25 protein-coding genes and 1 tRNA gene are annotated in these 22,442 nt (G+C 42.1%); 8 read left to right on the top strand and 18 right to left on the bottom strand.

The window, feature by feature from the left end:
* Positions 1-110: 110 nt before the first annotated feature.
* Positions 111-1,835: an acetate--CoA ligase gene (gene acsA / locus GQY27_RS19960; RefSeq protein WP_160037015.1), complete on the bottom strand. Its 1,725-nt coding sequence runs from the start codon at positions 1,833-1,835 to the stop codon at positions 111-113.
* Between the two features lie 234 nt (positions 1,836-2,069).
* Here acsA and GQY27_RS19955 point away from each other — a divergent pair, with 234 nt between their 5' ends.
* Entirely contained in the window at positions 2,070-2,702 is a 633-nt protein-coding gene (locus GQY27_RS19955) for a GNAT family N-acetyltransferase (RefSeq protein WP_160037014.1), read from the top strand.
* A gap of 82 nt (positions 2,703-2,784) precedes the next feature.
* Here the strand turns inward: GQY27_RS19955 and GQY27_RS19950 are convergent, their stop codons facing one another.
* The 4 genes from GQY27_RS19950 to GQY27_RS19935 form a co-directional block, all read right to left on the bottom strand.
* Positions 2,785-3,483, bottom strand: coding sequence for a 5'-methylthioadenosine/adenosylhomocysteine nucleosidase (locus GQY27_RS19950; RefSeq protein WP_160037013.1), 699 nt, complete (start codon positions 3,481-3,483; stop codon positions 2,785-2,787).
* A gap of 71 nt (positions 3,484-3,554) precedes the next feature.
* Complete coding sequence (gene ccpA / locus GQY27_RS19945; protein WP_160037012.1) at positions 3,555-4,559, bottom strand: catabolite control protein A; 1,005 nt, start codon at positions 4,557-4,559, stop codon at positions 3,555-3,557.
* An 86-nt stretch (positions 4,560-4,645) separates the two neighbouring features.
* Positions 4,646-4,993: a bacillithiol system redox-active protein YtxJ gene (gene ytxJ / locus GQY27_RS19940; protein WP_160037011.1), complete on the bottom strand. Its 348-nt coding sequence runs from the start codon at positions 4,991-4,993 to the stop codon at positions 4,646-4,648.
* Positions 4,994-5,203: 210 nt separating this feature from the next.
* Positions 5,204-5,686, bottom strand: a complete 483-nt coding sequence (locus GQY27_RS19935) for a hypothetical protein (RefSeq protein WP_160037010.1) — start codon at positions 5,684-5,686, stop codon at positions 5,204-5,206.
* A gap of 211 nt (positions 5,687-5,897) precedes the next feature.
* On the opposite strand from GQY27_RS19935, the gene GQY27_RS19930 reads away from it, so the two are divergent.
* A complete protein-coding gene (locus GQY27_RS19930; RefSeq protein ID WP_160037009.1) occupies positions 5,898-6,425 on the top strand; it encodes a type 1 glutamine amidotransferase domain-containing protein in 528 nt (175 codons plus the stop codon).
* A gap of 129 nt (positions 6,426-6,554) precedes the next feature.
* Here the strand turns inward: GQY27_RS19930 and ptsP are convergent, their stop codons facing one another.
* The 4 genes from ptsP to aroA all read right to left on the bottom strand — a co-directional run bounded on the left by ptsP (position 6,555) and on the right by aroA (position 12,036).
* Positions 6,555-8,291 (bottom strand): phosphoenolpyruvate--protein phosphotransferase, encoded by a 1,737-nt coding sequence (ptsP, locus tag GQY27_RS19925; protein ID WP_160037008.1) that lies wholly within the window; start codon positions 8,289-8,291, stop codon positions 6,555-6,557.
* Positions 8,288-10,174 carry a glucose PTS transporter subunit IIA gene (locus GQY27_RS19920; protein ID WP_160037007.1) on the bottom strand — a complete coding sequence of 629 codons (1,887 nt, stop codon included), beginning with the start codon at positions 10,172-10,174 and terminating at the stop codon, positions 8,288-8,290. The genes ptsP and GQY27_RS19920 overlap by 4 nt, the downstream gene beginning before the upstream one ends.
* A 118-nt stretch (positions 10,175-10,292) precedes the next feature.
* The gene (locus GQY27_RS19915; RefSeq protein WP_160037006.1) at positions 10,293-10,721 is read right to left on the bottom strand and encodes a CoA-binding protein; all 429 of its coding nucleotides are present in this window, start codon (positions 10,719-10,721) and stop codon (positions 10,293-10,295) included.
* Between the two features lie 25 nt (positions 10,722-10,746).
* Complete coding sequence (gene aroA, locus GQY27_RS19910; protein WP_160037005.1) at positions 10,747-12,036, bottom strand: 3-phosphoshikimate 1-carboxyvinyltransferase; 1,290 nt, start codon at positions 12,034-12,036, stop codon at positions 10,747-10,749.
* 182 nt (positions 12,037-12,218) lie between these two features.
* On the opposite strand from aroA, the gene GQY27_RS19905 reads away from it, so the two are divergent.
* Complete coding sequence (locus tag GQY27_RS19905) at positions 12,219-12,515, top strand: rhodanese-like domain-containing protein (protein ID WP_160037004.1); 297 nt, start codon at positions 12,219-12,221, stop codon at positions 12,513-12,515.
* Positions 12,516-12,602: 87 nt separating this feature from the next.
* Here the strand turns inward: GQY27_RS19905 and GQY27_RS19900 are convergent, their stop codons facing one another.
* Entirely contained in the window at positions 12,603-13,115 is a 513-nt protein-coding gene (locus GQY27_RS19900; RefSeq protein WP_236570675.1) for a shikimate kinase, read from the bottom strand.
* Between the two features lie 161 nt (positions 13,116-13,276).
* Here GQY27_RS19900 and GQY27_RS19895 point away from each other — a divergent pair, with 161 nt between their 5' ends.
* On the top strand, positions 13,277-13,621 hold the full coding sequence (locus GQY27_RS19895) for a hypothetical protein (RefSeq protein ID WP_236570674.1): 345 nt from the start codon (positions 13,277-13,279) through the stop codon (positions 13,619-13,621).
* Positions 13,622-13,629: 8 nt separating this feature from the next.
* Here GQY27_RS19895 and gnd read toward each other — a convergent pair whose 3' ends face one another.
* Together gnd and GQY27_RS19885 are read right to left on the bottom strand one after the other, a co-directional pair.
* Positions 13,630-15,042, bottom strand: a complete 1,413-nt coding sequence (gene gnd, locus GQY27_RS19890) for an NADP-dependent phosphogluconate dehydrogenase (RefSeq protein WP_201450764.1) — start codon at positions 15,040-15,042, stop codon at positions 13,630-13,632.
* Between the two features lie 265 nt (positions 15,043-15,307).
* Complete coding sequence (locus tag GQY27_RS19885; RefSeq protein ID WP_160037002.1) at positions 15,308-15,907, bottom strand: YkzI domain-containing protein; 600 nt, start codon at positions 15,905-15,907, stop codon at positions 15,308-15,310.
* 333 nt (positions 15,908-16,240) lie between these two features.
* Here GQY27_RS19885 and GQY27_RS19880 point away from each other — a divergent pair, with 333 nt between their 5' ends.
* Both GQY27_RS19880 and GQY27_RS19875 read left to right on the top strand, forming a co-directional pair.
* Positions 16,241-16,873, top strand: a complete 633-nt coding sequence (locus GQY27_RS19880; RefSeq protein ID WP_160037001.1) for a YktB family protein — start codon at positions 16,241-16,243, stop codon at positions 16,871-16,873.
* A 103-nt stretch (positions 16,874-16,976) separates the two neighbouring features.
* Entirely contained in the window at positions 16,977-18,452 is a 1,476-nt protein-coding gene (locus GQY27_RS19875; protein ID WP_160037000.1) for an aminotransferase class I/II-fold pyridoxal phosphate-dependent enzyme, read from the top strand.
* Positions 18,453-18,604: 152 nt separating this feature from the next.
* Here the strand turns inward: GQY27_RS19875 and GQY27_RS19870 are convergent, their stop codons facing one another.
* The 6 genes from GQY27_RS19870 to GQY27_RS19845 form a co-directional block, all read right to left on the bottom strand.
* Positions 18,605-18,904: a DUF1292 domain-containing protein gene (locus GQY27_RS19870; protein ID WP_160036999.1), complete on the bottom strand. Its 300-nt coding sequence runs from the start codon at positions 18,902-18,904 to the stop codon at positions 18,605-18,607.
* 107 nt (positions 18,905-19,011) lie between these two features.
* Positions 19,012-19,572, bottom strand: coding sequence for a stalk domain-containing protein (locus GQY27_RS19865; RefSeq protein ID WP_160036998.1), 561 nt, complete (start codon positions 19,570-19,572; stop codon positions 19,012-19,014).
* 153 nt (positions 19,573-19,725) lie between these two features.
* Positions 19,726-19,917 carry a hypothetical protein gene (locus tag GQY27_RS19860; RefSeq protein ID WP_160036997.1) on the bottom strand — a complete coding sequence of 64 codons (192 nt, stop codon included), beginning with the start codon at positions 19,915-19,917 and terminating at the stop codon, positions 19,726-19,728.
* 222 nt (positions 19,918-20,139) lie between these two features.
* Positions 20,140-20,379: a DUF3892 domain-containing protein gene (locus tag GQY27_RS19855; protein WP_160036996.1), complete on the bottom strand. Its 240-nt coding sequence runs from the start codon at positions 20,377-20,379 to the stop codon at positions 20,140-20,142.
* Between the two features lie 131 nt (positions 20,380-20,510).
* Complete coding sequence (locus tag GQY27_RS19850; protein WP_160036995.1) at positions 20,511-20,954, bottom strand: GNAT family N-acetyltransferase; 444 nt, start codon at positions 20,952-20,954, stop codon at positions 20,511-20,513.
* Positions 20,955-21,091: 137 nt separating this feature from the next.
* Positions 21,092-21,307, bottom strand: coding sequence for a hypothetical protein (locus GQY27_RS19845; protein WP_160036994.1), 216 nt, complete (start codon positions 21,305-21,307; stop codon positions 21,092-21,094).
* A gap of 132 nt (positions 21,308-21,439) precedes the next feature.
* On the opposite strand from GQY27_RS19845, the gene GQY27_RS19840 reads away from it, so the two are divergent.
* Both GQY27_RS19840 and GQY27_RS19835 read left to right on the top strand, forming a co-directional pair.
* Positions 21,440-21,512: transfer RNA gene (locus GQY27_RS19840), tRNA-Val, on the top strand.
* A gap of 299 nt (positions 21,513-21,811) precedes the next feature.
* A complete protein-coding gene (locus GQY27_RS19835; protein ID WP_236570673.1) occupies positions 21,812-22,363 on the top strand; it encodes an Ltp family lipoprotein in 552 nt (183 codons plus the stop codon).
* The last annotated feature ends 79 nt before the right edge of the window (positions 22,364-22,442 follow it).

Raw genomic sequence — 22,442 nt, 5'->3', positions numbered from 1 at the left:
CAAGCCTGTAGCGGACTTTCACCGCCGAGTTATCGCCCATGCCGGGCGCACATGATAAGAGCCCTCTGCCATAAGGCAGAAGGCTCTTTTATCATGTTAATGACTATTCGTTAATCTTCTATCGTGGAAAGATCCCCTGTCGGCAAATCCAGTTCCCATGCTTTCAGTACCCTGCGCATGATTTTACCGGATCTTGTCTTCGGTAATTTTTCTTTAAATTCAATCTCACGAGGCGCAGCATGTGCAGATAAGCCCTCTTTTACAAATCGGTAGATGTCATCTTTCAGCTCTTGGGAAGGTTCATATCCTTCTCGCAGTGCTACAAACGCTTTAATGATTTCCCCTCTCACCAGATCCGGTTTACCGATTACACCCGCTTCCGCGACCGCCTCATGCTCAAGCAGCTTACTTTCTACTTCAAAGGGGCCGATCCGTTCGCCAGAAGAGTTAATTACATCATCTATTCTTCCTTGGAACCAGAAGTAACCTTCCTCATCCATATAGGCAGAATCCCCTGAGATATACCAGCCAGGTATTCTGAAATACTCCTCATACTTGGCATCATTATTCCAAATCTTTCTCATCATGGATGGCCAAGGTGTTTTAATGGCTAGATTGCCCATTGAGTATGGCGGCAGTACATCGCCTTGGTCATTAATAATAGCAGCTTCGATTCCCGGTACGGGCTTGCCCATTGAACCTGGTTTGATGTTCATTCCCGGATAATTGCAGATCAGTTGCCCGCCTGTTTCGGTCATCCACCATGTATCATGAATCCGCTGCTTATAAGCTTTGGTTCCCCAGCGGACCACTTCAGGATTAAGAGGTTCCCCTACGGATAAGACATGACGCAGTGTCGATAGGTCATATTGTTCAATGACATCCTCGCCTGCTCCCATGAGCATCCGGAAAGCAGTAGGCGCACTATACCACACGGTTACTTTATTCTTTATAATCGTTTGATACCAGTCTTGTGGGCTGAACCGTCCCCCGCGAATCACATTTGTAACTCCATTTAACCAAGGAGCAAAAATCCCATATGACGTTCCTGTTACCCAGCCTGGATCCGCTGTACACCAATAAACATCATCTTCTCTTAAATCAAGAACGACCTTACCTGTATAATAATGCTGAAGCATGGCGTTGTGTACATGATATACCCCTTTAGGTCTGCCCGTAGAACCAGAGGTGTAATGAATGAGCATTCCATCTTCCGGCGTCAGCCATTCAGGTTCAAGTGAATCTGAAGCTGCAGCTAACTCTGCATCATAGTCAACGAGTCCTTCTTCTTGCTGCGCGCCTCCACCTACAACGAAGATATGTTTTAAAAGCGGCAATTCATCTCGCTTGATTCGCGGCAGCAGTTCTGGGGTTGTGACTAACGCAACCGCTCCGCTATCTTCCAAACGGTCTTTTACCGCTGTTTCCATAAATGCTTCAAAAAGCGGGCCTGCAATCCCTCCCACCTTGAGTATACCGAGTAGGCTAAGGTAGAGTTCTGGACTTCTCGGCATAAAAATAAAAACACGATCGCCTTTAGAGATGCCGTATTTACGCAGCACGTTCCCAAACCGATTCGATCCTTCGCTTAAGTCTAAAAAGCTATACTCCTCATCTCGATGAGCATCACTGTACAATAGTGCGGTTTTCGCACCTCGTCCTTCTTCGACGTGACGATCAATTGCTTCATAGGCCATATTGACCTTGCCTGTCTCATTCCATGTAAAATGCTTTTTTACCTCTTCCCAACTAAACTGGGCGCAAGCCTGATCATAATCTCCGAGATTACTTCGCTCTGCGACAGTCGCGATGACTTCATTCTGTATTTGACTCATTGTCTACTCGGCCTCCCCTAAGCTACATCTTCACAATGTACAAGTTCGTTAGCGCTTACAAAAAATCAAATTCATTACCATCTACTTTTATAACGTGGGAATAGTTACTCAATTGTGAATAAATTATGTCTGGATTATTATAGCATAAATTCCATTTTTGACACTATTCCTTTTCATTTTTTTGTATATTTGCTATAAGTAGGGTATGACAAGTCAAAGGAGCACGAAAAACTGATGGAACATATCAAACAGCACAATGTCCACTCCTTTCAAAGGAACGGTAGGGAGATTGTTGTTGAAGGCCCAGTCCCTTCTTCCCTTTTACAGAGTTATCATATGCACCCGGATCTTGACGCTTTTCGAAGACCGAATGAACAGCATGAAGCCCTGGTTGAAATTTCAGCGCTAGCTGAAGGGAGAATTATTCTTGCCCGTGAAGGCCAAACGATCATTGGGTATGTAACTTTTCATTATCCCGATGAAATGGAGCGCTGGTCGGAAGGAAATATGAAAGATTTGATTGAACTTGGTGCCATTGAAGTTGCAGACGAATTTCGTTCTTACGGTATTGGAAAAATGTTAATTAGTACTGCATTTGAGCATGAACAGATGGAGAAATATATTGTATTCACTACAGAATATTATTGGCATTGGGATCTGAAAGGAAGCGGACTCTCCGTTTGGGATTACCGAAAAATGATGGAGAAACTGATGAAAACCGTTGATATGGAATGGTATGCGACAGATGATCCCGAAATTTGTGCACACCCTGCTAACTGTCTTATGGTTCGCATCGGCAGAAATGTGCCTCTCTCTTCAAAAGAGCAATTCGATAAAGTGCGATTCAGGCATCGTTATATGTATTAGTTTTAAGAAAAAGACAGGAACCCCGAAGTTCACTCGGGATGTTCCTGTCCTTTGTTTATTATAGATGTACAGAAAATACTGCTTAACCAAGCCCAAGCAACATCGATTCCACAATTTTATGAGACTTATGGGAGGCCTTCACTGTAAACTCAGCGAAATTGACATGTGCTGACCCGTCTGCTTTATCAGACATACCACGCAGAATAACAAAAGGTACATCATTCATGTAACATACTTGTGCCACGGCTGCACCTTCCATCTCAACACAAGCACCGTCAAAATGTTCATAGAGTCCTCTTACGGTTTCTTTGCTAGCGATAAACTGGTCGCCAGAAAGTACAATTCCTTTACGAAATGGGACGGAGAGCTGTTCACATGCTTTTTCTGCCAGACGAATCAGTTCAGAATCCGCCGGAAACGCAGATACTTCCTGATAAGGAATCTCCCCGCGTTTAAATCCAAGTGGAGTTACATCCATATCATGCTGAATGCATGTTGTAGATACGACGATGTCACCGATCTCAAGTTCAGGGTGAACCGCCCCAGCCACTCCAGTAAAAATCACCTTCGAGATGTTAAACTTCTCAATCAGCATTTGCGTGGTGATTGCTGCATTTACTTTGCCTACTCCAGACTTACAAACCACAACATGTTGTCCATAAATATCTCCTTCAGCATAATGAATACCTGCATAGGTATGCTGCTTTACATTCTTCATGCCTGCAAGAAGAAGTTCGATCTCTTCTTTCATAGCTCCTATGAGCCCTATGGTAGCTGTCATCGATGTAATCCCCTTTACTTGATTAATCGGCAAAAAAGCCCCGTTGACCGGAGCTTTTCCTATTCCATATATTACACGTGACTAACAGACAAACGCAAGATCGTTTCATGCGGCAAAATAACACGTGGATTTTCTACGTTTTCTTTTTTCATCAGTTTCGTAAGCAGTCGCATAGCTACAGCACCTAGATCGTACATTGGCTGCGCTACCGTAGTGAGCTGCGGACGAACCATAGACGCCATACGAATATTATCTACACTAATAATAGAGAAATCATCTGGAACTTTAAGTCCTTCGTCTTGAATACTATGAATAGCACCGATTGCCATTTCATCCGTTGCACAGAAAATAGCCGTTGGTTTTTTCTTAAGACCTAAGAAATATTTCATAGCTTCGACACCAGATTCATAACGATAGTTCCCGATGCGTACTAAATCTTCCTGATATTCGATACCGGCAGTTTCCAGCGCACGCTTGTACCCTTGGAATCTTGCATACCCATTCGCAGGATCTTGAAGCGTTCCACTAATCATGGCAATCTCACGGTGCCCATGACGAATGAGTGTGCTTACTGCATCAAAAGCTGCAGCTTCATGATCAATATCAACCGAAGGATAAGTTCCTCTCTCATCACTTGTTGCGCAAAGAACAATCGGAACCGCAGAAGTTTGGAAGGCCTGAATATGTTCATCCGTAACCGTTCCGCCCATGAAAAGAAGCCCGTCTACTTGTTTTTCAAGCAGTGTGTTAATAACACGAATTTCTTTTTCCTTTTTCTTATCGGCATTACACAAAATAATGTTGTAATGATACATATTCGCGATATCTTCAATTCCCCGAGCAATCTCGGCAAAAATTGAGTTCGAAATATCTGGAATGACGACTCCAACTGTCGTTGTTTTTTTACTAGCAAGCCCTCTTGCTACTGCGTTCGGACGATAGCCGAGTTGCTCAATTGCTTCATATACCTTTTTTCGTGTTTGAGGTTTAACGTTTGGATTGTTGTTGACTACCCGAGAAACCGTTGCCATTGAGACACCGGCTTCACGCGCTACGTCATAGATCGTTACCGTCACATTCCTTCTCTCCATTTGCAATAAATTTTCAGTTCACTTTCAATTAAACTATGATACGACATAAGATTCATCATACAATGAGGGCTTTAAGACTCGCTTAAAACCGAACTTAAGCCACTTGATGTGATTTGGGAATGGGAAGTATGCCACACGGGTGTGCCGTTTTTCACAAGGATAACCTGTGGAGACTCATGCCTCACACCCAAACGATCTGCAGCTTCTAGTGAAACACTGCGATCTTCAACGACATAAATGATACTATAGTTTACTTCATCTGCGGGATTATCTTGCAAATATGCTAATACTTCTTGATACGCATGCGCGCTAATAGGACAGCGGGTGCTATGTTTGAATAATAGAAGCGGTGCTTCCAAAGATAATGTGATACCGTCATTTAATTGCTCTATAGTATTTATTCTTGTCAACGTTTTCATAACATATACATCCCCTTTCATAAGTTCAACAACGAGTGGGTCGTACAAAGAAAATGATGAATATGAGAATGATAAGGGATTCCATGCGAATACATGAAAAATCGCTTCGTGTCTTGTTTTCATTCTTTTCAGAAAATCTTACACTAATAATATAGTAACAAAAAATAACGAGAAATGCTAATTTTCAATTCGTTCCTAGGTGTATTTTTTTTATCCTGCTTGTGAAGGATGTCCTTCAAAGTGGAACTTTGACAACTGCTCAAGTCTCCGCTGTGTATCACTCATCCAACCTTCATCGTTCATCTGAATTGCACACTGATACACATCAAGAAGTAAATTAATACGCTCCTCTTTGTAAGCTTCAATAGCACTCCCAAACTTTTCTAAGTCCATCTCCACATTACTCTTGTATAGGTCATAAAATAAACCAGCTACTTCATTAATATCCGAAAACATTACAACTTGATATGGATCTTTTATGGATAGCTCTATCGTTTTAAGATATTCAGTTAAATGAGTTTTTACGGGTTCAAGTACTTCATAAGTGGAACAAGACATACACGAAAAAATAGGCACATTTTTCACTTCTATCTTTTTAGCAAAAATTACGGAATGCAGTTCAAGACTCATCGGTTGTTTGCAATCGCACCATCTGGGCATAAGTTCACCGCCTGTAACATTGTTTACATGCAAGTTTCGTGTTTCTTCTACAATAAATCTTCGACTCCTTTATCCTAAATCCTGCTGTTACAGGCACCAGAACGATTTGCTAATTCCATCTCATATGTCTATGCTGGTAGACACAATAAAGTTATAAACCTATTCAGAAGTCAGCACATTTGGTAATCTGAGGTACTCTCCGTTACACTAGAAGTAAGAAATATAGAAGGAGTGAATGAATGTCATGAGATTGACTGAAAAAAAAGTGATTGCGCTCGTAGATGAAGAGTTTGAAGATTTGGAGCTATGGTATCCTGTACATCGGGTACGTGAAGAAGGAGCTGAGGTTCATCTTGCCGGTGAAGTTAAGGATAAGGTGTACGTAGGTAAATACGGGGTTCCTGCTACAGCGGAATACAGCTTTGAGGAATTAAACAGTGCAGACTATGACGGTATTCTCGTTCCTGGAGGCTGGGCGCCGGACAAGCTGCGCAGATATCCCAAAGTGATCTCACTGATTCAAGAAATGAATGCAGAAAAGAAAGTGATCGGACAAATATGTCATGCAGGATGGGTACTCATATCCGCCAAAATTCTGCAAGGAGTTACGGTTACTTCGACACCAGGTATTCGCGATGACATGGAAAATGCGGGTGCGATTTGGAAAGATGAAGCGGTTGTTATCGACGGACATATTGTATCTGCACGCCGTCCTCCCGATCTTCCCCCTTACGGAAAAGCTTTCTGTGATCTTCTTGCAGAAAGATCATAAGATTTTTTCTAAGAACGAGTGAGTAGATTTCTACTCGCTTCTTCTTTTTCATTATAAAAATAAAAAGGACGGATTCCGCCGTAATCTGCTTACGGCGATATCCATCCTTTTTATATATAAACTTAAAGATCAGTTTAATCTCTCTGCATTTTCTTCAATAAACTCTTCTAACTTCGCTTCAATGTCATGACTTTTTGACATCGCAATACAAGATTTAGCCACTGCCTTCGCGTCCTCAGCACACGTATTCAGCAGTCTATGCTTCACTCGGAGTAATGATTGCGGAGACATACTAAGATTATGAATTCCAAGCTCTAACCAGATCGGTACTGCTCTCTCATCCCCAGCCAGTTCCCCGCACACACTGATATCAATTCCAGCCGTATGAGCAGCATCAGCGGTCATCTTCAGCATGCGCAAGATGGATGGATGGAATGGATGATAAAGATGAGCGATCTGCTCATTCATCCGGTCAACAGCAAGTACATATTGCACAAGATCGTTCGTACCGATACTAAAGAAGTCCACTTCCGCTGCTAGAAGATCCGCTATAACAACGGCTGCAGGCACTTCAATCATAATACCAATCTGAATATCCTTATCATAAGCAATTCCCTGCTGGTCAAGGTCCTTCATTGCTTCACGCAGTACCTGATTTGCTTCCCGAATTTCATCGATGGAAGAAATCATGGGATACATAATTTTCACTTTCCCATGAACACTAGCTCTTAGAATAGCCGTCAACTGAGCTTTGAATAAATCTTTCAAATCTAAACTAATCCGAATCGCACGATATCCAAGGAAAGGATTTTCTTCCTCTGCCAGCGGCAAATAGTCGAGCTGTTTATCTCCGCCGATATCAAGTGTCCGAATGACAACCGAATAACCTCCTGCTCTCTCGACAACATGACGATATACCTCATATTGTTCTTCAATGGAAGGAAACGTTGGCCGATCCATGTATAGAAACTCGGTGCGGAACAGTCCAACCCCTTTTGCCCCGTGGCGAAGAGCCATTTCCAGCTCTTTTGTTGAACTGATATTAGCAGCAAGATTCATAATAATGCCGTCTTTCGTCACCGCATCAACTTTAGCAAGCACTTGGAGTTGTTCCTTTTTACGTTGCTGCTGATTACGAATACGTTTGTATTTCTCCATCATCTTCTCGCTCGGATTCACATAAACAGTACCTTCATCTCCATTAATGATGAGCGTATCTCCCGTTTGCACAGGGAGGTTCACGCTATTCTCAAGTCCTGATACCATAGGGATACCAAGTGCTCTTGCCATAATGGCAGAATGAGACGTCTTGCCCCCGATCAAAGTCACGATCCCAAGTACATAGTTCGGATTTAGATGGGCAAGCTGCGAAGGTGATAGTTCTTTGGCAACTAGGATATAAGGCTGTGTATCTGAAGGGAGCGTAATTTCGGGAGCCCCCAGCAGATGTTTTAACAACCGATTCCCTACATCTTTTATATCCAAAGCACGTTCTTTCATATACTCGTCATCAAGCAAATCAAACATCGTTACAAAATGATCGATTGCTTCTTTTACCGCAACTTCTGCTGCCTTATACTGGCGTTCAATAATCCCTTGGATTTCACTCATAAATACAGGGTCTTCCAGTATAGCCAAATGGGCATCGAAGATACTTGATTCCTCCGGACCCACCACTTCATTAAACTCTTGTTTTATTGTCTCAATCTCATTACGAGATGTTCTTATGCCTTCATACAGCCGCTCAAATTCTTTGGCCAGGTCAACGACGTCCATTTTTTGGTCTGGTAAATCCCATTCCCAGCTGGGAAGGACAAATGCCTTGCCTATAGCGACGCCTGCCGCTCCTGAGATGCCTTGTATCATGCTTCTACCCCTCCAACATTCCTATCTTCATGTAGTACAACAGACATTACCGATGCCTGGCCTTTTCTAACCTGTTTAAATGGAGCATAGCTCCATGATTTCACTCGGTCGGGATTAGTAATCACCATCGGTGTAACTAAAGAAGGTGCTTCCTTCCTTAGTCTATCCAGATCAAATTTGATCAATAATTGACCGGCTTCCACGACATCCCCTTCTTTTACTGCGGCTTCAAAACAGCCTTTGAGTTGAGACGTGTCAATTCCAATATGAAGCAAGACTTCTAATCCCTCCGGTGTTTGAATTCCAATAGCGTGCATCGTTGGATATAGATGCATAATGGTACCGTATACGGGGGATAAAAGTTCTCCATTCTCCGGTACAAATGCCACCCCGTCACCTACAAGCTTACCGGCAAATATTTTATCCGGTACATCCTCAATTGGCAACATTTTCCCCTGAACTGGCGCGCTAAATAGTACCTGCGGTAAATCACGTTCAAGCAGTTTGGCAATCTCTTCACGGATAAGCTCAGAATAAGTACCGAATACAACCTGTACATTACCTCCTCCAAGCTTGATGAGACCCGCAGAACCAAGTGCTTTCATCGCACTCACATCAATTAGACGATCATTATGAACGGTAATTCTGAGTCTCGTAATACACGCTTCGACCTGAACGATATTACGTTTCCCCCCCATTGCCTCAAGTATAAGCGGGGCTTGATATGGGATACTGCCCACCCAATCTTCGAGGACTGAACCTTCTTCACGCCCTGGTGTAGGAATACGGAACGTACGAATCGCCCATCGAAATAAGTAATAATAGATGAGGCCGTATACAATCCCAATTGGGATAAGAAGTAGTCCATTCTCGGACAAATGGAAATTCAGTATGTAATCAATGGCGCCCGCCGAATAAGAGAAACCATGGCGTATTTCAAGTAAGTAGCTGATCCATAGGGCAAGTCCTGACATAACCGCATGAACGATGAACAGATAAGGCGCTGCAAACAAAAAAGCAAATTCAATCTGTTCTGAGACTCCTGTCAAAAAGCAAACAAGAGCTGACGTAATGAACGTCTTGTAGACTTTCGGTTTCAAATCTTCTCTAGCTTCCTGGATAATCGCAAGCGCAATCGCTGGAATGGCGAACATCATAATAGGAAACAGGCCTGACATAAAATATCCTGCGGTTGGGTCTCCTGCAAAAAAGCGTGGCAAGTCTCCCGTTACTACCTGACCGCCTGCCGTTTCATAGGAACCAAGCTGAAACCAGAACACATTATTTAGCAAATGATGAAGTCCGAAAGCGACCAGCACTCGGTATAAAATCCCATATAAAAAGAGTCCGAATCCTCCCAGTTGATATTCCATAGAAGCAATCATATCGAGTAAAGATTGGATGATGGGGGCAATACCCAGCATGACGCAGGAGAATAGTGCTGCAATCAGCCCAACAATCAGTAAAACAAAACGAGATCCTCCAAAGAATTGCAAGATCTCAGGAAGACGTATACTTTTAAATCGATTATGAGTAATCCCCGCGATGGCGCCAAGAATAATACCGATGAGTGAAGCAGGCTGTACACTTCCATCTCCATAATGGCTTAATACCTGATCGTAGATAATCATCCCCGACAGGGCAGCAAGTCCGGCTTGACCCGCCTGATTCGATAAACCAAGCGCCACACCCACCGCAAATAAATACGGCAAAAAATAAAACAGGCTTTGACCTGCTATTGTAGCGATTCCGCTTACACTTTCAAATCCCCAAGAATCCCATGGCAAACTGCCTACACTAAGCAATATGGCTGCTGCAGGTAAGACCATCGTCGGGAGCATTACAGCTCTGCCGAGCTGCTGTAAGGAACCGAGCCAATTCATGGCACCCTCTCCTTTCTAATCTAGATGGTAAGCGTTCCATGTCTTTTTGTCAAAATGAATCCTGTACCTCTTTTTCAAAAGTAAAAAGGCCCCTCATAAGGGACCTTTCTTTCATCATTTACCTTTGCTCTTTGCCAAGTAAAATGGAATCTTCCACTTTAATGCATCGATCCATGATGACCGTCATACCATGCTCTTCACCAATCTGAGCGGCTTCTTCACTGACAACACCAAGCTGTAACCATAGTACATTCGCTTTGATCTCAGCTGCCTCTTTTGCCACTTCACCGCAGTATTCACTACGGCGGAATACATTTACGATATCAACAGGCTCAGGAATGTCCGCAAGTTTTGCATAACATTTCTCTCCTAGAATTTCATCTGCTCTAGGGTTCACTGGAATAATGCGATATCCCCTGCTTTGCATAGCTTCAGAGACCATGTAAGAAGTTCGGTCCGGTTTATCTGATAAACCGACAACAGCAATATTTCCAGCAGAACGAAGAAGTTCCTTAATCTCATCTCGTGATGGGTTTTCAAATGCCATAATGATCAGCACCTTTCTAACATTACTATACCCATTCTACGTTGGCGCCAAGCGCCTGTAAATGATCAAAATATCCAGGATAGGATTTTGCAACATGATGAGCATCTTTAATACGCAGCGGCTCTTTGGCACGAAGGCCCACCACCGTGAGTGCCATAATGACACGATGATCATAATGAGCGTTAATCTCAACGCCGCCTTCTACCCCTTCAGGTCGTCCGTGGACAATAATCTCCGCTTGTCTTTCTTCAACTCTTGCGCCCGCTTTACTGAGTTCATGTAAATAATCGGTGATTCGATCACATTCTTTATACCTTAAGTTTTCTACATTATAAAAGCGCGAAGTACCTTCCGCAAACACAGCTGCTGCAACCATAGCAAGCACCGCATCCGTCGCTGCATCTCCATCAAATTCAACTGCTGTAAGTTTCCCAGTTCCTTGAACATGGACAACATTATTTTCATGGGTGAGCGGAACGTTCATCATTTTCAGCACATCGATAATGGCACGCTCCCCTTGTTTACTTTTCTCCATTAACCGCGTAACGGTTACATCTGAATCTGTCACCGCAGCTGCTGCTAAAATCGCTGCTGATCCGGGATAATCTCCTTGAACTGTATAATTCGCCGGTTGATATTTTTGTGAACCAGGAACCTTAAAAGACATATAGTCATCACTTGCATGAATAACGATACCGGCTTGTTCTAACACTTCGAGTGTTTGTCCGATAACGACTTTCGATTTCAGATCATGAAGGACTTCAATCGTACTATCCTGCGGAAGAAGCGGCGTCAAGAAGAGCAGCGCACTCAGATACTGAGAACTTACAGAACCCGATACTCGAATAACTCCGCCTTGCGGCTTACCGCCACGAATGGTGATTGGCAGTCTTCCCTCCTGATGATCTACTTCGGCGCCCAGCTGCTCAAGTGCATCAATTAAATCTTGATGCGGTCTTTTACCAAGAGATTCTGGGTAGGTATTAACAAATGTAATCTCCTCACCAAGGGCGGCAATCCCCATTAGAAAACGGAGAACCGCTCCTGCATTCCCTACATTCAGTTCACCTGTGGGACGAGGAGTAGAACCAAACCCAGTAATGGTAATTTTCTCATCGTCTTCTACAAGAACAGCACCTAAATCCTGAATGCAGCGGCGCATCGCATCGCTGTCCTCACTGTGAGCAGGATAATAGATGGTACTCGTTCCTTCTGCTAATGCAGCAACAAGCAAATAACGCGTTGTATAGTTTTTAGAAGATAAAGCATCAATCGTTCCTGTTAAGGAAGGGGTGTTATTTACGATAACGTCCATAGTTATAACTCCTTTTTTATATATGATCAGCTGCGATTTATTAATTGGGAACAACGTTCGTAATGAAATCTATTGAAATTGACAGTCTCCTCTTCCCTTCGGTATCATGGTATAGTTATCCATAAGAACTTGTCCATCCGGATTACACCAATATATAGTAACCATAGAAAAGAGGAAAACTCATGAATCAAATACTCGAGATTACCCCTGCTGAACTTAAAGCTCGCTTAGAGTCAGGAGAAGCTGTTCAAATGATTGATGTTCGTGAAGATGAGGAAGTGGCTGCTGGAATGATTCCAGGAGCAAAACATATTCCACTTGGACAAATTCCTGATCGTCTTGACGAGATTGAGAAAACGCAGGAAACCATTTTGATCTGCCGCAGTGGTTATCGGAGTGAAAGAGCTTGTGAATATCTAACAGAGATGGGATATCCAAGCTGTGTAAACCTTGTTGGCGGCATGCTTGCCTGGACTTAAAATAAAGAATAGACAGAATGGGCAGGCAGCGCCTGCCCTTTTTCTTTTTAATGATCATACTACAATGCACCTAAAAAGCACAACAGCTTAGACGCGGTAAAGCGTTAAAACATGACGAACAACTTCTTCCGGGCTTAACTCCGAAGTATCAATCGTAACATCGGCAAAAGAATATGCATCTTTACGTTCTTCCATTATATTCTTTACCCGTTCCTCTATATTACCTGCAAGCAGCGGTCTATCGCCATTTGACGACACACGTGAAATAATGGATTCTGCACTCGCTGTCAAAGCGATAACCCAACCCGCTTCCTTCATTAGTTTCCGGTTCTTCGCTTGAAGTACAGATCCGCCTCCCGTAGAAACGACTTGAGAAGTTCCTTTGAGTACTCTACATAGGGTATCGCTTTCCACTTGGCGAAAATAACTTTCTCCCTTTTCTTGAAATAAGATGGGGATTGGACAGCCTTCTTGTGCCTCTATTTCCTTATCAATATCTATGAGCGTGTATTCAAGTTCTTGTGCCAGTATGCTGGATACCGTTGTCTTGCCTGTGCCCATCATTCCTATAAGAATAATATTATCAGCTTTGCTGCTCACTGCCTTGCCACCCCTTTATTATATAACCCAGTTAGTTCCCTCTTTTTTTATTCTACTAAACATAACACAGAAAAAAAGATCCGCCAAGAAGCATATCAGGACATCCTTTTACGTATGGATGATAGAGAAGAAAAGGATAGATACCTGTAAGGAGTGTGAACATGATGGATGATTTAGCTTATCTGCCCGTACTGAAACTACCTGTGCTTCCTAGCAGAATTACACGTATCTTTGAACCAGGTTATGTGATATGCAGAGATGACGTACTGCTCGTGCTGCATTATGTACAACAAAAAGTGGCTTTGGAAGACCCGCTGCTCATGGATCTACCAAAACCACGTCTTATTACTAATTTTCAATATTTTAGTGAAGCTGCAATGCTGCTGTTGGGAGAGCATACCTCTTCCTATTCAACACAAGAAAGACTTAGAACCTGTCTGCACGAGGTACTCTATGGTCTTCGGGGAGAAATGCAGCAAAGCAGCATGAATTACAGTGTATCTTAAATTCGCACTTATTTTCCCATCCAGTTGTGGTGGAATGTTCCTTCTTTGTCTACACGTTTGAACGTATGTGCACCAAAGTAGTCGCGCTGTGCTTGAAGCAGATTCGCTGGAAGACGTTCTGTACGATAGCTGTCATAGTAAGAAAGAGCACTGGAGAATCCAGGTACCGGAACTCCTTTTTCTACAGCAACCGAAATTACTTTACGCCATGCATCTTGGTAAGATTCCACAACATTTTTGAAGTATGGATCTAGGAGCAGGTTTTTCAGTTCTGCATCTTTATCGTAAGCTTCTTTGATGTTTTGCAAGAATTGGGAACGAATGATACAACCTCCGCGGAAGATCATTGCAATGTTTCCGTATTTCAAATTCCAGCCATATTCGTCGGAAGCAGCACGCATTTGAGCAAAACCTTGTGCATAAGATACGATTTTACTTGCGAACAATGCTTTACGAACGTTCTCGATGAATTCTTGTTTATCACCAGAGAATGGCTCTGTTTTTGGACCGCTGAGTACTTTACTAGCTGCAACACGCTCATCTTTCATTGCAGATAAGAAACGGGAGAATACGGATTCCGTAATCATAGACAATGGAACGCCGAGATCCAGCGCACTTTGGCTTGTCCATTTTCCTGTACCTTTTTGTCCAGCAGCATCAAGAATCACATCTACCATTGGTTTGCCTGTTTCTTCATCATATTTAGAGAAGATGTCAGCTGTAATTTCGATCAGGTAGCTGTCAAGCTCGCCCTTGTTCCATTCGGAGAAGAGTTCGTGGAATTCTTCTGCACTAAGACCAAGTACGTCTTTCATCAAATGATATGCTTCGCCGATCAGCTGCATATCACCGTACTCAATACCGTTGTGTACCATTTTTACATAATGTCCAGCACCATCAGGACCGATATATGTTGTGCAAGGCTCTCCATCTACTTGAGCCGCGATCGAAGTTAAGATTGGTTTTACAAGCTCATAAGCACTTTCCTGACCTCCAGGCATAATTGCCGGGCCTTTCAGTGCGCCTTCTTCACCACCGGATACACCTGCACCAATGAAGCGGAATCCTTGCTCTTCCAGTTCTTTGCTGCGGCGAACCGTATCAGGGAAGTAAGCATTACCGCCATCTATAATGATGTCGCCTTGATCTAGATGAGGAATGAGCTGTTGAATCGTTGCATCTGTCGCTGGTCCTGCTTGAACCATAATAAGAATCTTACGTGGAGATTCAAGAGATTGTACGAATTCTTCAATAGAGAAGAAGCCTTCCAAATTTTTGCCTTCTGCTTCTTTCAGCAGGTCATGTGTTTTTTCCGGAGAACGGTTAAATACAGATACCGTAAACCCCTTGCTTTCAATATTCAGGGCTAAATTCTTGCCCATTACGGCTAGACCGATAACGCCAATTTGTTGTTTAGTCAATATATTCTCCATCCTTTGCCACGTTATTTTGATGTATCTTATGTTACTAGAGCTGTCCGGGTAAGGAACTTGTCCATAAGCAGACAATGATGATTCCTTAGAAATTATGTAAGCAAAAGAAGGACGCCCTAACAATAATCCTATTCTAACGCTTTTGCAAAAGGAAGTGAACCCCCCGCTAAAGTGTAAACAAGGATAAAACACCTCTTTTCATGAGGTGTTCATCAAATACTCATATAAATTATAGTATGGTTCATACGGCATTTTACCATTCAAGCATGAACATTCGATTCTGCATTTGCTTTAGATAGTTACGGCATGACTCCGCCTTAGCCTCGTCTCCATTAAGGATGGCGGCATGAAGCCGTTCGAGTTCATCATCCACTTCCATTCTTAACAAGAGCAATCTCATTTCCCCTTCTTGCGATGAGAACATTTCCTCCATCTCTTCCATCGTAGGAGTCGGTCCTTTCTGATAGATTACTCTTTGTTTAAAACCCGACACTTCCACTAGGCGTATAACCTCGCCGAACAATATATTCTCTATAACGATGATGTGATCTTTAAACCTGCGGACAACCGCATGGCCTCGAGTGTCTCCAATGAGTTTCTCTATGAACTCGGCAAGTTTCGCATCCTTAATAATATAATCGCCAATCAACTTGTAATCGCCCGTACGCATGAGTTGAAATTTCAGTTTAACCAGTTTACGACCCGTTCTCACGGAAAGAATGAACAAGCTTTCATCTTCACTCCAATACAGCGAATATCCTTCCTGAATTAAGTCTTTGATGAGCTGTTGGATATGCCGACGGTTAAACCGGAGCTCTAGATTGCAGTATTCCACTTCATAGCTCTTGTTCACGGCACTTCCTCCTCCATGCCGGATATTGATCCGGAGTCTTATTATGTGTCTTTCCGCCATGGCCCCTATGATCTACGCTTCACCATAAGTCGGCTTACCCTATTTTATACGACACGTAAGATAAGGGTACGTAGTTATAAGTCCATTTTTTTAAAACTGGAAATCTTCATTGACGATACAGATAAGGGACAGGCTTTAAGGAAGGGCGTATGGAGGTACCTGTGTTATAATGAGTCCCATATTGTTTTGTATCCTATTATATTGGCAAGTGATAAGGTTCATGCTTATATAAATAAAACTTGTCCATTTACACATAAGGAGGAAATTAACCCGATGACTACACTAAAATACCCTTCATTTACATCCAAAGATTTTGATGTCTTTGATGTACCTGGGCTCGAACCCCGAATGGAATTATTAATTGAAAGAATTCGTCCAAAACTGAATGAGATTGGTGCAGCAACTGCCCCGTTTCTGAGCGATTTAGTGGGTGAGGAAATGTTTGTTCATGTGGCTAAGCATGCCAGACGTACCGTGAATCCGCCGCATGATACTTGGGTAGCGATCGCTAATAACAAACGTGGTTACAAGGCATATCCTCATTTTCAAGTAGGAATGTTTGGTACTCATGTATTTGTTATTTTTGCCGTTATTTACGAAAGCAATAATAAGGAAATCTTTGCTGAAGCATTAGAAAGACAGATTGATGATGTTATGGAACATATTCCAGGGCACTTCTACTGGTCTACAGATCATATGAATCCAGAAGGAACCCTTCATAAAGACATCTCGAAAACAGATTTCAAGAAAATGACCGAACGATTAAAAACCGTGAAAAAATCAGAAATTTTATGCGGACTGCGTATTGAACAGGATGATCCGCTCCTTCTAGATGGAGAATCCTTCGGTAAAAAGGCTCAAGAAGTATTTACCCAGCTTGCGCCGCTTTATAAAATGGCTTTTTAATGAAGTGAGATTTATCACAAAAAAATCGTTACAATCTTTATCCATTTTGCTATACTCATCTAAGTTTTATTATTTTAAATAGAGAAAGGTTGTGACAGAATCCATGGATCACCGTCGTACGCCGCTTTTTACAGCAATTACAACACACGCGGCTAACAATCCGGTACAGTTTCACATCCCTGGTCACAAAAAAGGACTTGGAACAGACTCTGAATTCCGCGAATTTATAGGGGATAACGCCCTTTCCATAGATTTAATTAACATCGCGCCGCTTGATGATTTGCATCAACCGACGGGTGTCATTGAAGAAGCTCAAATGCTTGCAGCTGATGCTTTTGGTGCGGACTATACGTACTTTAGTGTGCAAGGGACAAGCAGTGCCATTATGACCATGATTCTGTCTGTATGCGGACCTGGTGAGAAGATCATCGTACCGCGTAACGTTCACAAATCGGTTATGTCTGCCATCATTTTCTCGGGAGCTAAGCCTGTCTTTGTCTCTCCCGTGAGTGATGAGAATTTAGGTATTGATCACGGTATCACCGTCGGCTCGGTAAGGCGTGCCCTAGAACGTCATCCTGATGCCAAAGCCGTGCTCGTTATAAACCCTACCTACTTTGGTGTATGTGCAAATCTGAAAGAAATCGTGGATCTTGCGCATAGTTACCAAGTTCCTGTACTTGTTGATGAAGCGCACGGAGTCCTAATTCATTTTCACGAGGATCTTCCAATGTCAGCTATGGAAGCAGGAGCCGATATGGCAGCAACCAGTGTTCATAAGCTCGGCGGTTCGATGACACAGAGTTCAGTACTCAACCTAAACACCAAAAATGGATTTGTAAATCCACAGCGAGTTCAAACGATAATCAGTATGCTGACGACGACTTCAACTTCTTATATATTGCTTTCCTCACTGGATACATCTAGACGCAACCTTGCGCTGAATGGACATTCCATGGCCCAAAAAGCAATTGATCTTGCAGAGTATGCAAGACGTTCGATTAACGATATTGAAGGTTTGTATTGTTTTGGCGAGGAAATACTTGGAGGAGAAGCAACGTATAGCTATGATCCAACTAAAGTGACAGTTCATGTACGTCATCTTGGCTTAACGGGATACGATACGGAGAACTGGCTGCGTGAACACTATAATATTGAAGTCGAGATGAGCGATATGTATAACATCCTCTGTCTCATTACACCAGGAGACAATGATGTAACGGTAAATACGCTGCTTGATGCACTTCGTGAATTGTCCAAAACTTATTATAATGTCAACACAGCTAACGATTTAATTGTCAAAATCCCAGAAATCCCTCAGCTCATGCTTACACCGCGCGAGGCATTTTACGGAGATACAGAAGTCATTCCTTTTAAAGAATCCGCTGGACGAATTATTGCGGAATTTATTTATGTTTATCCCCCGGGTATTCCGATCCTGCTTCCAGGAGAAGTCATTTCTCAGGAAAACATTAATTACATTACAGAACACGTTGAGGTTGGATTACCGGTAAAAGGTCCGGAAGACCGCTATATTACGAATGTAAAAGTTATTGTAGAAGCCGATCCGATTTTCTAACACGAACTAATACACGTTTATACAGCAAGGACCCGCTGAGCTGACAAGCTGCACGGGTCCTTTTTTTTCAGGTTTCTTAGGCATTCATTTTATAAATTTGCAACAAAAAAAGAAGCCTCTGATATCCAGAGACTTCCCTGCTTCATTCGCTCTTATTGCTGCTCTTCAACCATTTTGTTAAATGCAGCTTCTACACGATTCCACTCATCTTCATCTTCGATTTGATAAAGACTTACTTCATCGCCCTCTTCTTCAAAGCGAAGAATGAGGCCGTCTTCTTCCGGATTGTTGCGCTCAACAAATACCGCATATTCCTTATTGTCTACATCAAAAGTTTGAACCAGAATCATTTCAATCTCTTTACCGTTCTCATCTTCAAAGATAAGCACCTGAGGTTCATGGTCGTGGTCGTGGTTGCAGTTCTCATCATGTACATGGTTATGATCGCTCATTCATCTATACCTCATTTCATTTATACTTGTATTGTATTCACACTCATAAAAGTTATCATACCGAATTATCGTAACACTATTAGAGCATAAAATCAATTGAGCTTGTATCATGAATCTAATGCTGTAATGACTTTTTCGGATACGAGAAAGAATGAATTTCCCCCCGTAGGTTTCATATAGAATCCTACTTTATACTTCCCTTTTTTCTTAAAATCATAAGTGAAATCATTCGTTTTGAACCAGAAATTATCGTTAGAACCGCTTCCCATCTTCTCTGTTTGAATATTTTTTGTGTTTCCGGAAGGATCTGTGATAGCAACTTTGACTTCTAAAATGTCCCCATCTAGACTATCGACTTGACTGAGTACGTGAAATTTCAGCTTTCCTACGTTTACATTTCCAAAAACCGTATCACCTTTAAACAGTGTTATATGTACATTAGGCTTCGTAACTGTTACCTTCTTGCTAGTTGCATCCCAGGATGCAAGACCACTAAGTTCACGCACAGGGGCATAGGTTGTCCCATTAATATAATAACCGCCACCACTGACATCATTGCCATTGACTACGACACGAATTTTTTCTGTGATTGAATCTGCAAATAACATAGATCCACTGCCTGCAAGAGAAAAGACAAGTACCAAGGCAAGTGTTCTTTTCCATTTCATCGGTCTATATTACCTCCTTCAAAAAAAGTTATATCTATTTATACTTCAACGAGCAAGACAAGTTGCGGAAAAAAGTCGTTTTTTTCTCTTTTTCTAAATAAATAAGAACCGCATTATTTTCTCATATCTCATGAGAAAATGCGGCTCATTCGGTTATCCTTTGGATTTCGTTAAGATGCAAGGTACTCCTTTACCTACAGCGCCTGGCTCTCGCATACGTGCAGCATAGGCCATTCCTATGTCGCATGGCGTCTTACACACCTCACAGACTTCGGAAGTAACCACCCTCATCCCGCGAACTTTCTCCTTTTTTGCCACCACTTTTTTTCCTTTGCCTTTTGTCATGGCCCTATTCCCCGCTTCCCTTGTCAGGCGAGAGGTCTTTATCTGCCTCCGAACTCTCGCCTAGGTAATGTATTGTATGGGAGTCGGCGCAAGAAGGTGCATGGGAACCCAAATTTTATAGTCAACTGTAATCTATGCCAAATGACACGCAAAAAAGGAGCCTCCAAGGGCTCCCTTTTCATATATCACCGGACCATTCTCCGGTTTTAATGCTTGTAGACTTTACTCAAATATCGGCAATTGATCTAGGTTATTGCTCGGATCTCCATCAGCATCTCCACGAATCCGGAGGGATCCTCCTTTTGCCTTAAATACGTTGGCTCCTGCAATCTTTCCAGTCTCAACCTCGTTTAATGCCTGGTTATAGTCCAGAACACGACCTCCGGAAGTTTTAAATGCGGTTAAATCGCCATCTCCATTTTTCTGAACAGCGACAAAGTGCTCGCGCGTGTTATTTTCCATTAGAACAACACTCCTTTTTGCACTACATTTGGTGTATTTACCTATACCGAGTACGAAATAAAATAGGTATTGTGAGCCTCGGTAAATATAGTGTGTCCCAAAAAAGAATGCTCTATGTAAATAGGCTAAGGTTACAATGCTTTTTGCATCCGTACATGTAATATGCCCGCATCATAAAACGGTTCATCCGATATCACTTCATAACCAAGTTTAGCGTAGAATCCTTCCGCTTGGCACTGTGCATCAAGGATCGAGTACGCCAGGCCCAGCTCTCTTGCACGTTCTTCTAGAGCCATAATTAATACACGCCCGTAACCGTGAACACGGTAGTCTTTTAGAACGGCTACACGCTGAAGTTTTGCTGTATCCTTCTTATAATAAATGAGACGGCCTGTCGCTACCATCTGCTGTCCGTCCTGAATAAGAATATGGTGCGCATCGGGAGAAATGACATCATATTGGTCAATTTCTTCTTCTAAGGGAACGTTTTGTTCCTTTACAAACACCTCTTTACGAATATGCAGGCCCTGCTCTAATTGTTCCTTTGTTGTTACATTAATAATTTCAGCTGGCACTAAATATCCCCCTCTGCTTTAGCTCTTCGATGCTCTAAACTCATAAAACTCACGCTATTATACATCAATACAGCAGAAATAAGCCAGCCCGAAGGAACGGACTGACTTATTATATCTTAGGCGACGGCAAGCTTCGTTTAAGGTATTAGTATTTCCTCATCGGTAGAAGAATAAACATCATCCCTTATCGAAGGAGAGTACACATCATCGATAATAGGCAGCTCCGAGTCAGGACTAATTCTCTCTTGCAGCATTATTGTTTCTTCTGATGGCTCTAGTGTACATCCTGATATGTTTAGCAGCAAGATTGCAATTATGCAGCTTGCCATGAGCGTGTCACGTAATTTTTTCATAGGATGGCGATCCCCCAGATGATCATTCTTCCTTTTAGGATGTGTCAATGGAGTAGAATTTAAACATATAAACTTCTGATTGACACTGTAAAACAAGCCTGATAATATAAAATTATTCTTTAAATCAAACTTGATCTGTTAGCTCAGCTGGGAGAGCACTATCTTGACAGGGTAGGGGTCAGTGGTTCGAGCCCACTACAGATCATCATTGAAAACCCTTGAGGCGATTAGCTTCAAGGGTTTTTTCTGTTTGCTCGTTATGTATATAAAATGTGTTTTTTGGGGGCGGATTGGGGTTGAAATACATAATCTTTGCGAACTATAAATACAAACATCCAAGAAGAATTTTTGCTTTCTTTAGACCTAATTCCCCCTCCCACTGTTGTAAACAATAACCGAACTCTTGTTCTTTATTAATATTTCCCACTTATTGTATAGTGATATTTACCTACATCTGATAGACTGTATTTGTTTATTATATGCATCTTTAGGGGGATATATATTTTGAAGAAACCGATTTATAAAAGAGTTTGGTTCTGGGTCATTGCTGTAATTATTGTATTTGGTGCCATAAGCGCAAGCGGAAGCAAAGAGGAAACTACTCCGGTCGCAAATAGCAATAACACTAATAATATCAATACTACTCAAGACAAATCTGATGACACTGGTAATGAAACGACAGAAAAAGAGGGTAAAGAAGTAGAAGAAAAAGTAGAAAACGAAGTAGAAAAAGTAGTGAAAGAGGACAGTGTCCCTAGGGAATATAAATCGGCATTAAAAAAAGCAGTGATATATGCTGAAACAATGAATATGTCAAAGGCAGGTATTTACAACCAATTGACTTCAGAATATGGAGAGAATTTCCCTCCAGAAGCCGCTCAATATGCTATTGATAACATTGAATTCGATTGGAAAGAAGCTGCATTAAAGAAAGCAAAAACGTATGCAGAAACTATGAACATGTCTAATTCGGCTGTTTACGATCAATTAATTTCGGAATACGGCGAGAAATTCACTAAAGAAGAAGCTCAATACGCAATAGATAATTTAGAGTAAGATAAAAAGACACTGCCAGCACACTGAACTGAACCCCGAATGGTAGACACTTTAAAAAAAGTGACTCCATTCGGGGTTT

Source organism: Paenibacillus sp. An7 (assembly GCF_009870785.1).
GTDB lineage: Bacteria > Bacillota > Bacilli > Paenibacillales > Paenibacillaceae > Paenibacillus.
This window is presented reverse-complemented; position numbering and strand designations above follow the sequence as displayed.

Bases quoted from the DNA above. Each gene is read 5' to 3' on its own strand.
- ptsP (WP_160037008.1), bottom strand. From the start codon at position 8,291: ATGATACAAGGCATCTCAGGAGCGGCAGGCGTCGCTATAGGCAAGGCA.
- GQY27_RS19875 (WP_160037000.1), top strand. From the start codon at position 16,977: ATGGATCACCGTCGTACGCCGCTTTTTACAGCAATTACAACACACGCG.
- GQY27_RS19865 (WP_160036998.1), bottom strand. From the start codon at position 19,572: ATGAAATGGAAAAGAACACTTGCCTTGGTACTTGTCTTTTCTCTTGCA.
- GQY27_RS19895 (WP_236570674.1), top strand. From the start codon at position 13,277: ATGATGGATGATTTAGCTTATCTGCCCGTACTGAAACTACCTGTGCTT.
- GQY27_RS19870 (WP_160036999.1), bottom strand. From the start codon at position 18,904: ATGAGCGATCATAACCATGTACATGATGAGAACTGCAACCACGACCAC.
- ytxJ (WP_160037011.1), bottom strand. From the start codon at position 4,993: ATGAAAACGTTGACAAGAATAAATACTATAGAGCAATTAAATGACGGT.
- GQY27_RS19950 (WP_160037013.1), bottom strand. From the start codon at position 3,483: ATGACAGCTACCATAGGGCTCATAGGAGCTATGAAAGAAGAGATCGAA.
- GQY27_RS19915 (WP_160037006.1), bottom strand. From the start codon at position 10,721: ATGGCATTTGAAAACCCATCACGAGATGAGATTAAGGAACTTCTTCGT.
- GQY27_RS19880 (WP_160037001.1), top strand. From the start codon at position 16,241: ATGACTACACTAAAATACCCTTCATTTACATCCAAAGATTTTGATGTC.
- GQY27_RS19860 (WP_160036997.1), bottom strand. From the start codon at position 19,917: ATGACAAAAGGCAAAGGAAAAAAAGTGGTGGCAAAAAAGGAGAAAGTT.
- GQY27_RS19930 (WP_160037009.1), top strand. From the start codon at position 5,898: ATGAGATTGACTGAAAAAAAAGTGATTGCGCTCGTAGATGAAGAGTTT.
- GQY27_RS19920 (WP_160037007.1), bottom strand. From the start codon at position 10,174: ATGAATTGGCTCGGTTCCTTACAGCAGCTCGGCAGAGCTGTAATGCTC.
- GQY27_RS19905 (WP_160037004.1), top strand. From the start codon at position 12,219: ATGAATCAAATACTCGAGATTACCCCTGCTGAACTTAAAGCTCGCTTA.
- acsA (WP_160037015.1), bottom strand. From the start codon at position 1,835: ATGAGTCAAATACAGAATGAAGTCATCGCGACTGTCGCAGAGCGAAGT.
- GQY27_RS19855 (WP_160036996.1), bottom strand. From the start codon at position 20,379: ATGGAAAATAACACGCGCGAGCACTTTGTCGCTGTTCAGAAAAATGGA.
- GQY27_RS19845 (WP_160036994.1), bottom strand. From the start codon at position 21,307: ATGAAAAAATTACGTGACACGCTCATGGCAAGCTGCATAATTGCAATC.
- GQY27_RS19955 (WP_160037014.1), top strand. From the start codon at position 2,070: ATGGAACATATCAAACAGCACAATGTCCACTCCTTTCAAAGGAACGGT.
- aroA (WP_160037005.1), bottom strand. From the start codon at position 12,036: ATGGACGTTATCGTAAATAACACCCCTTCCTTAACAGGAACGATTGAT.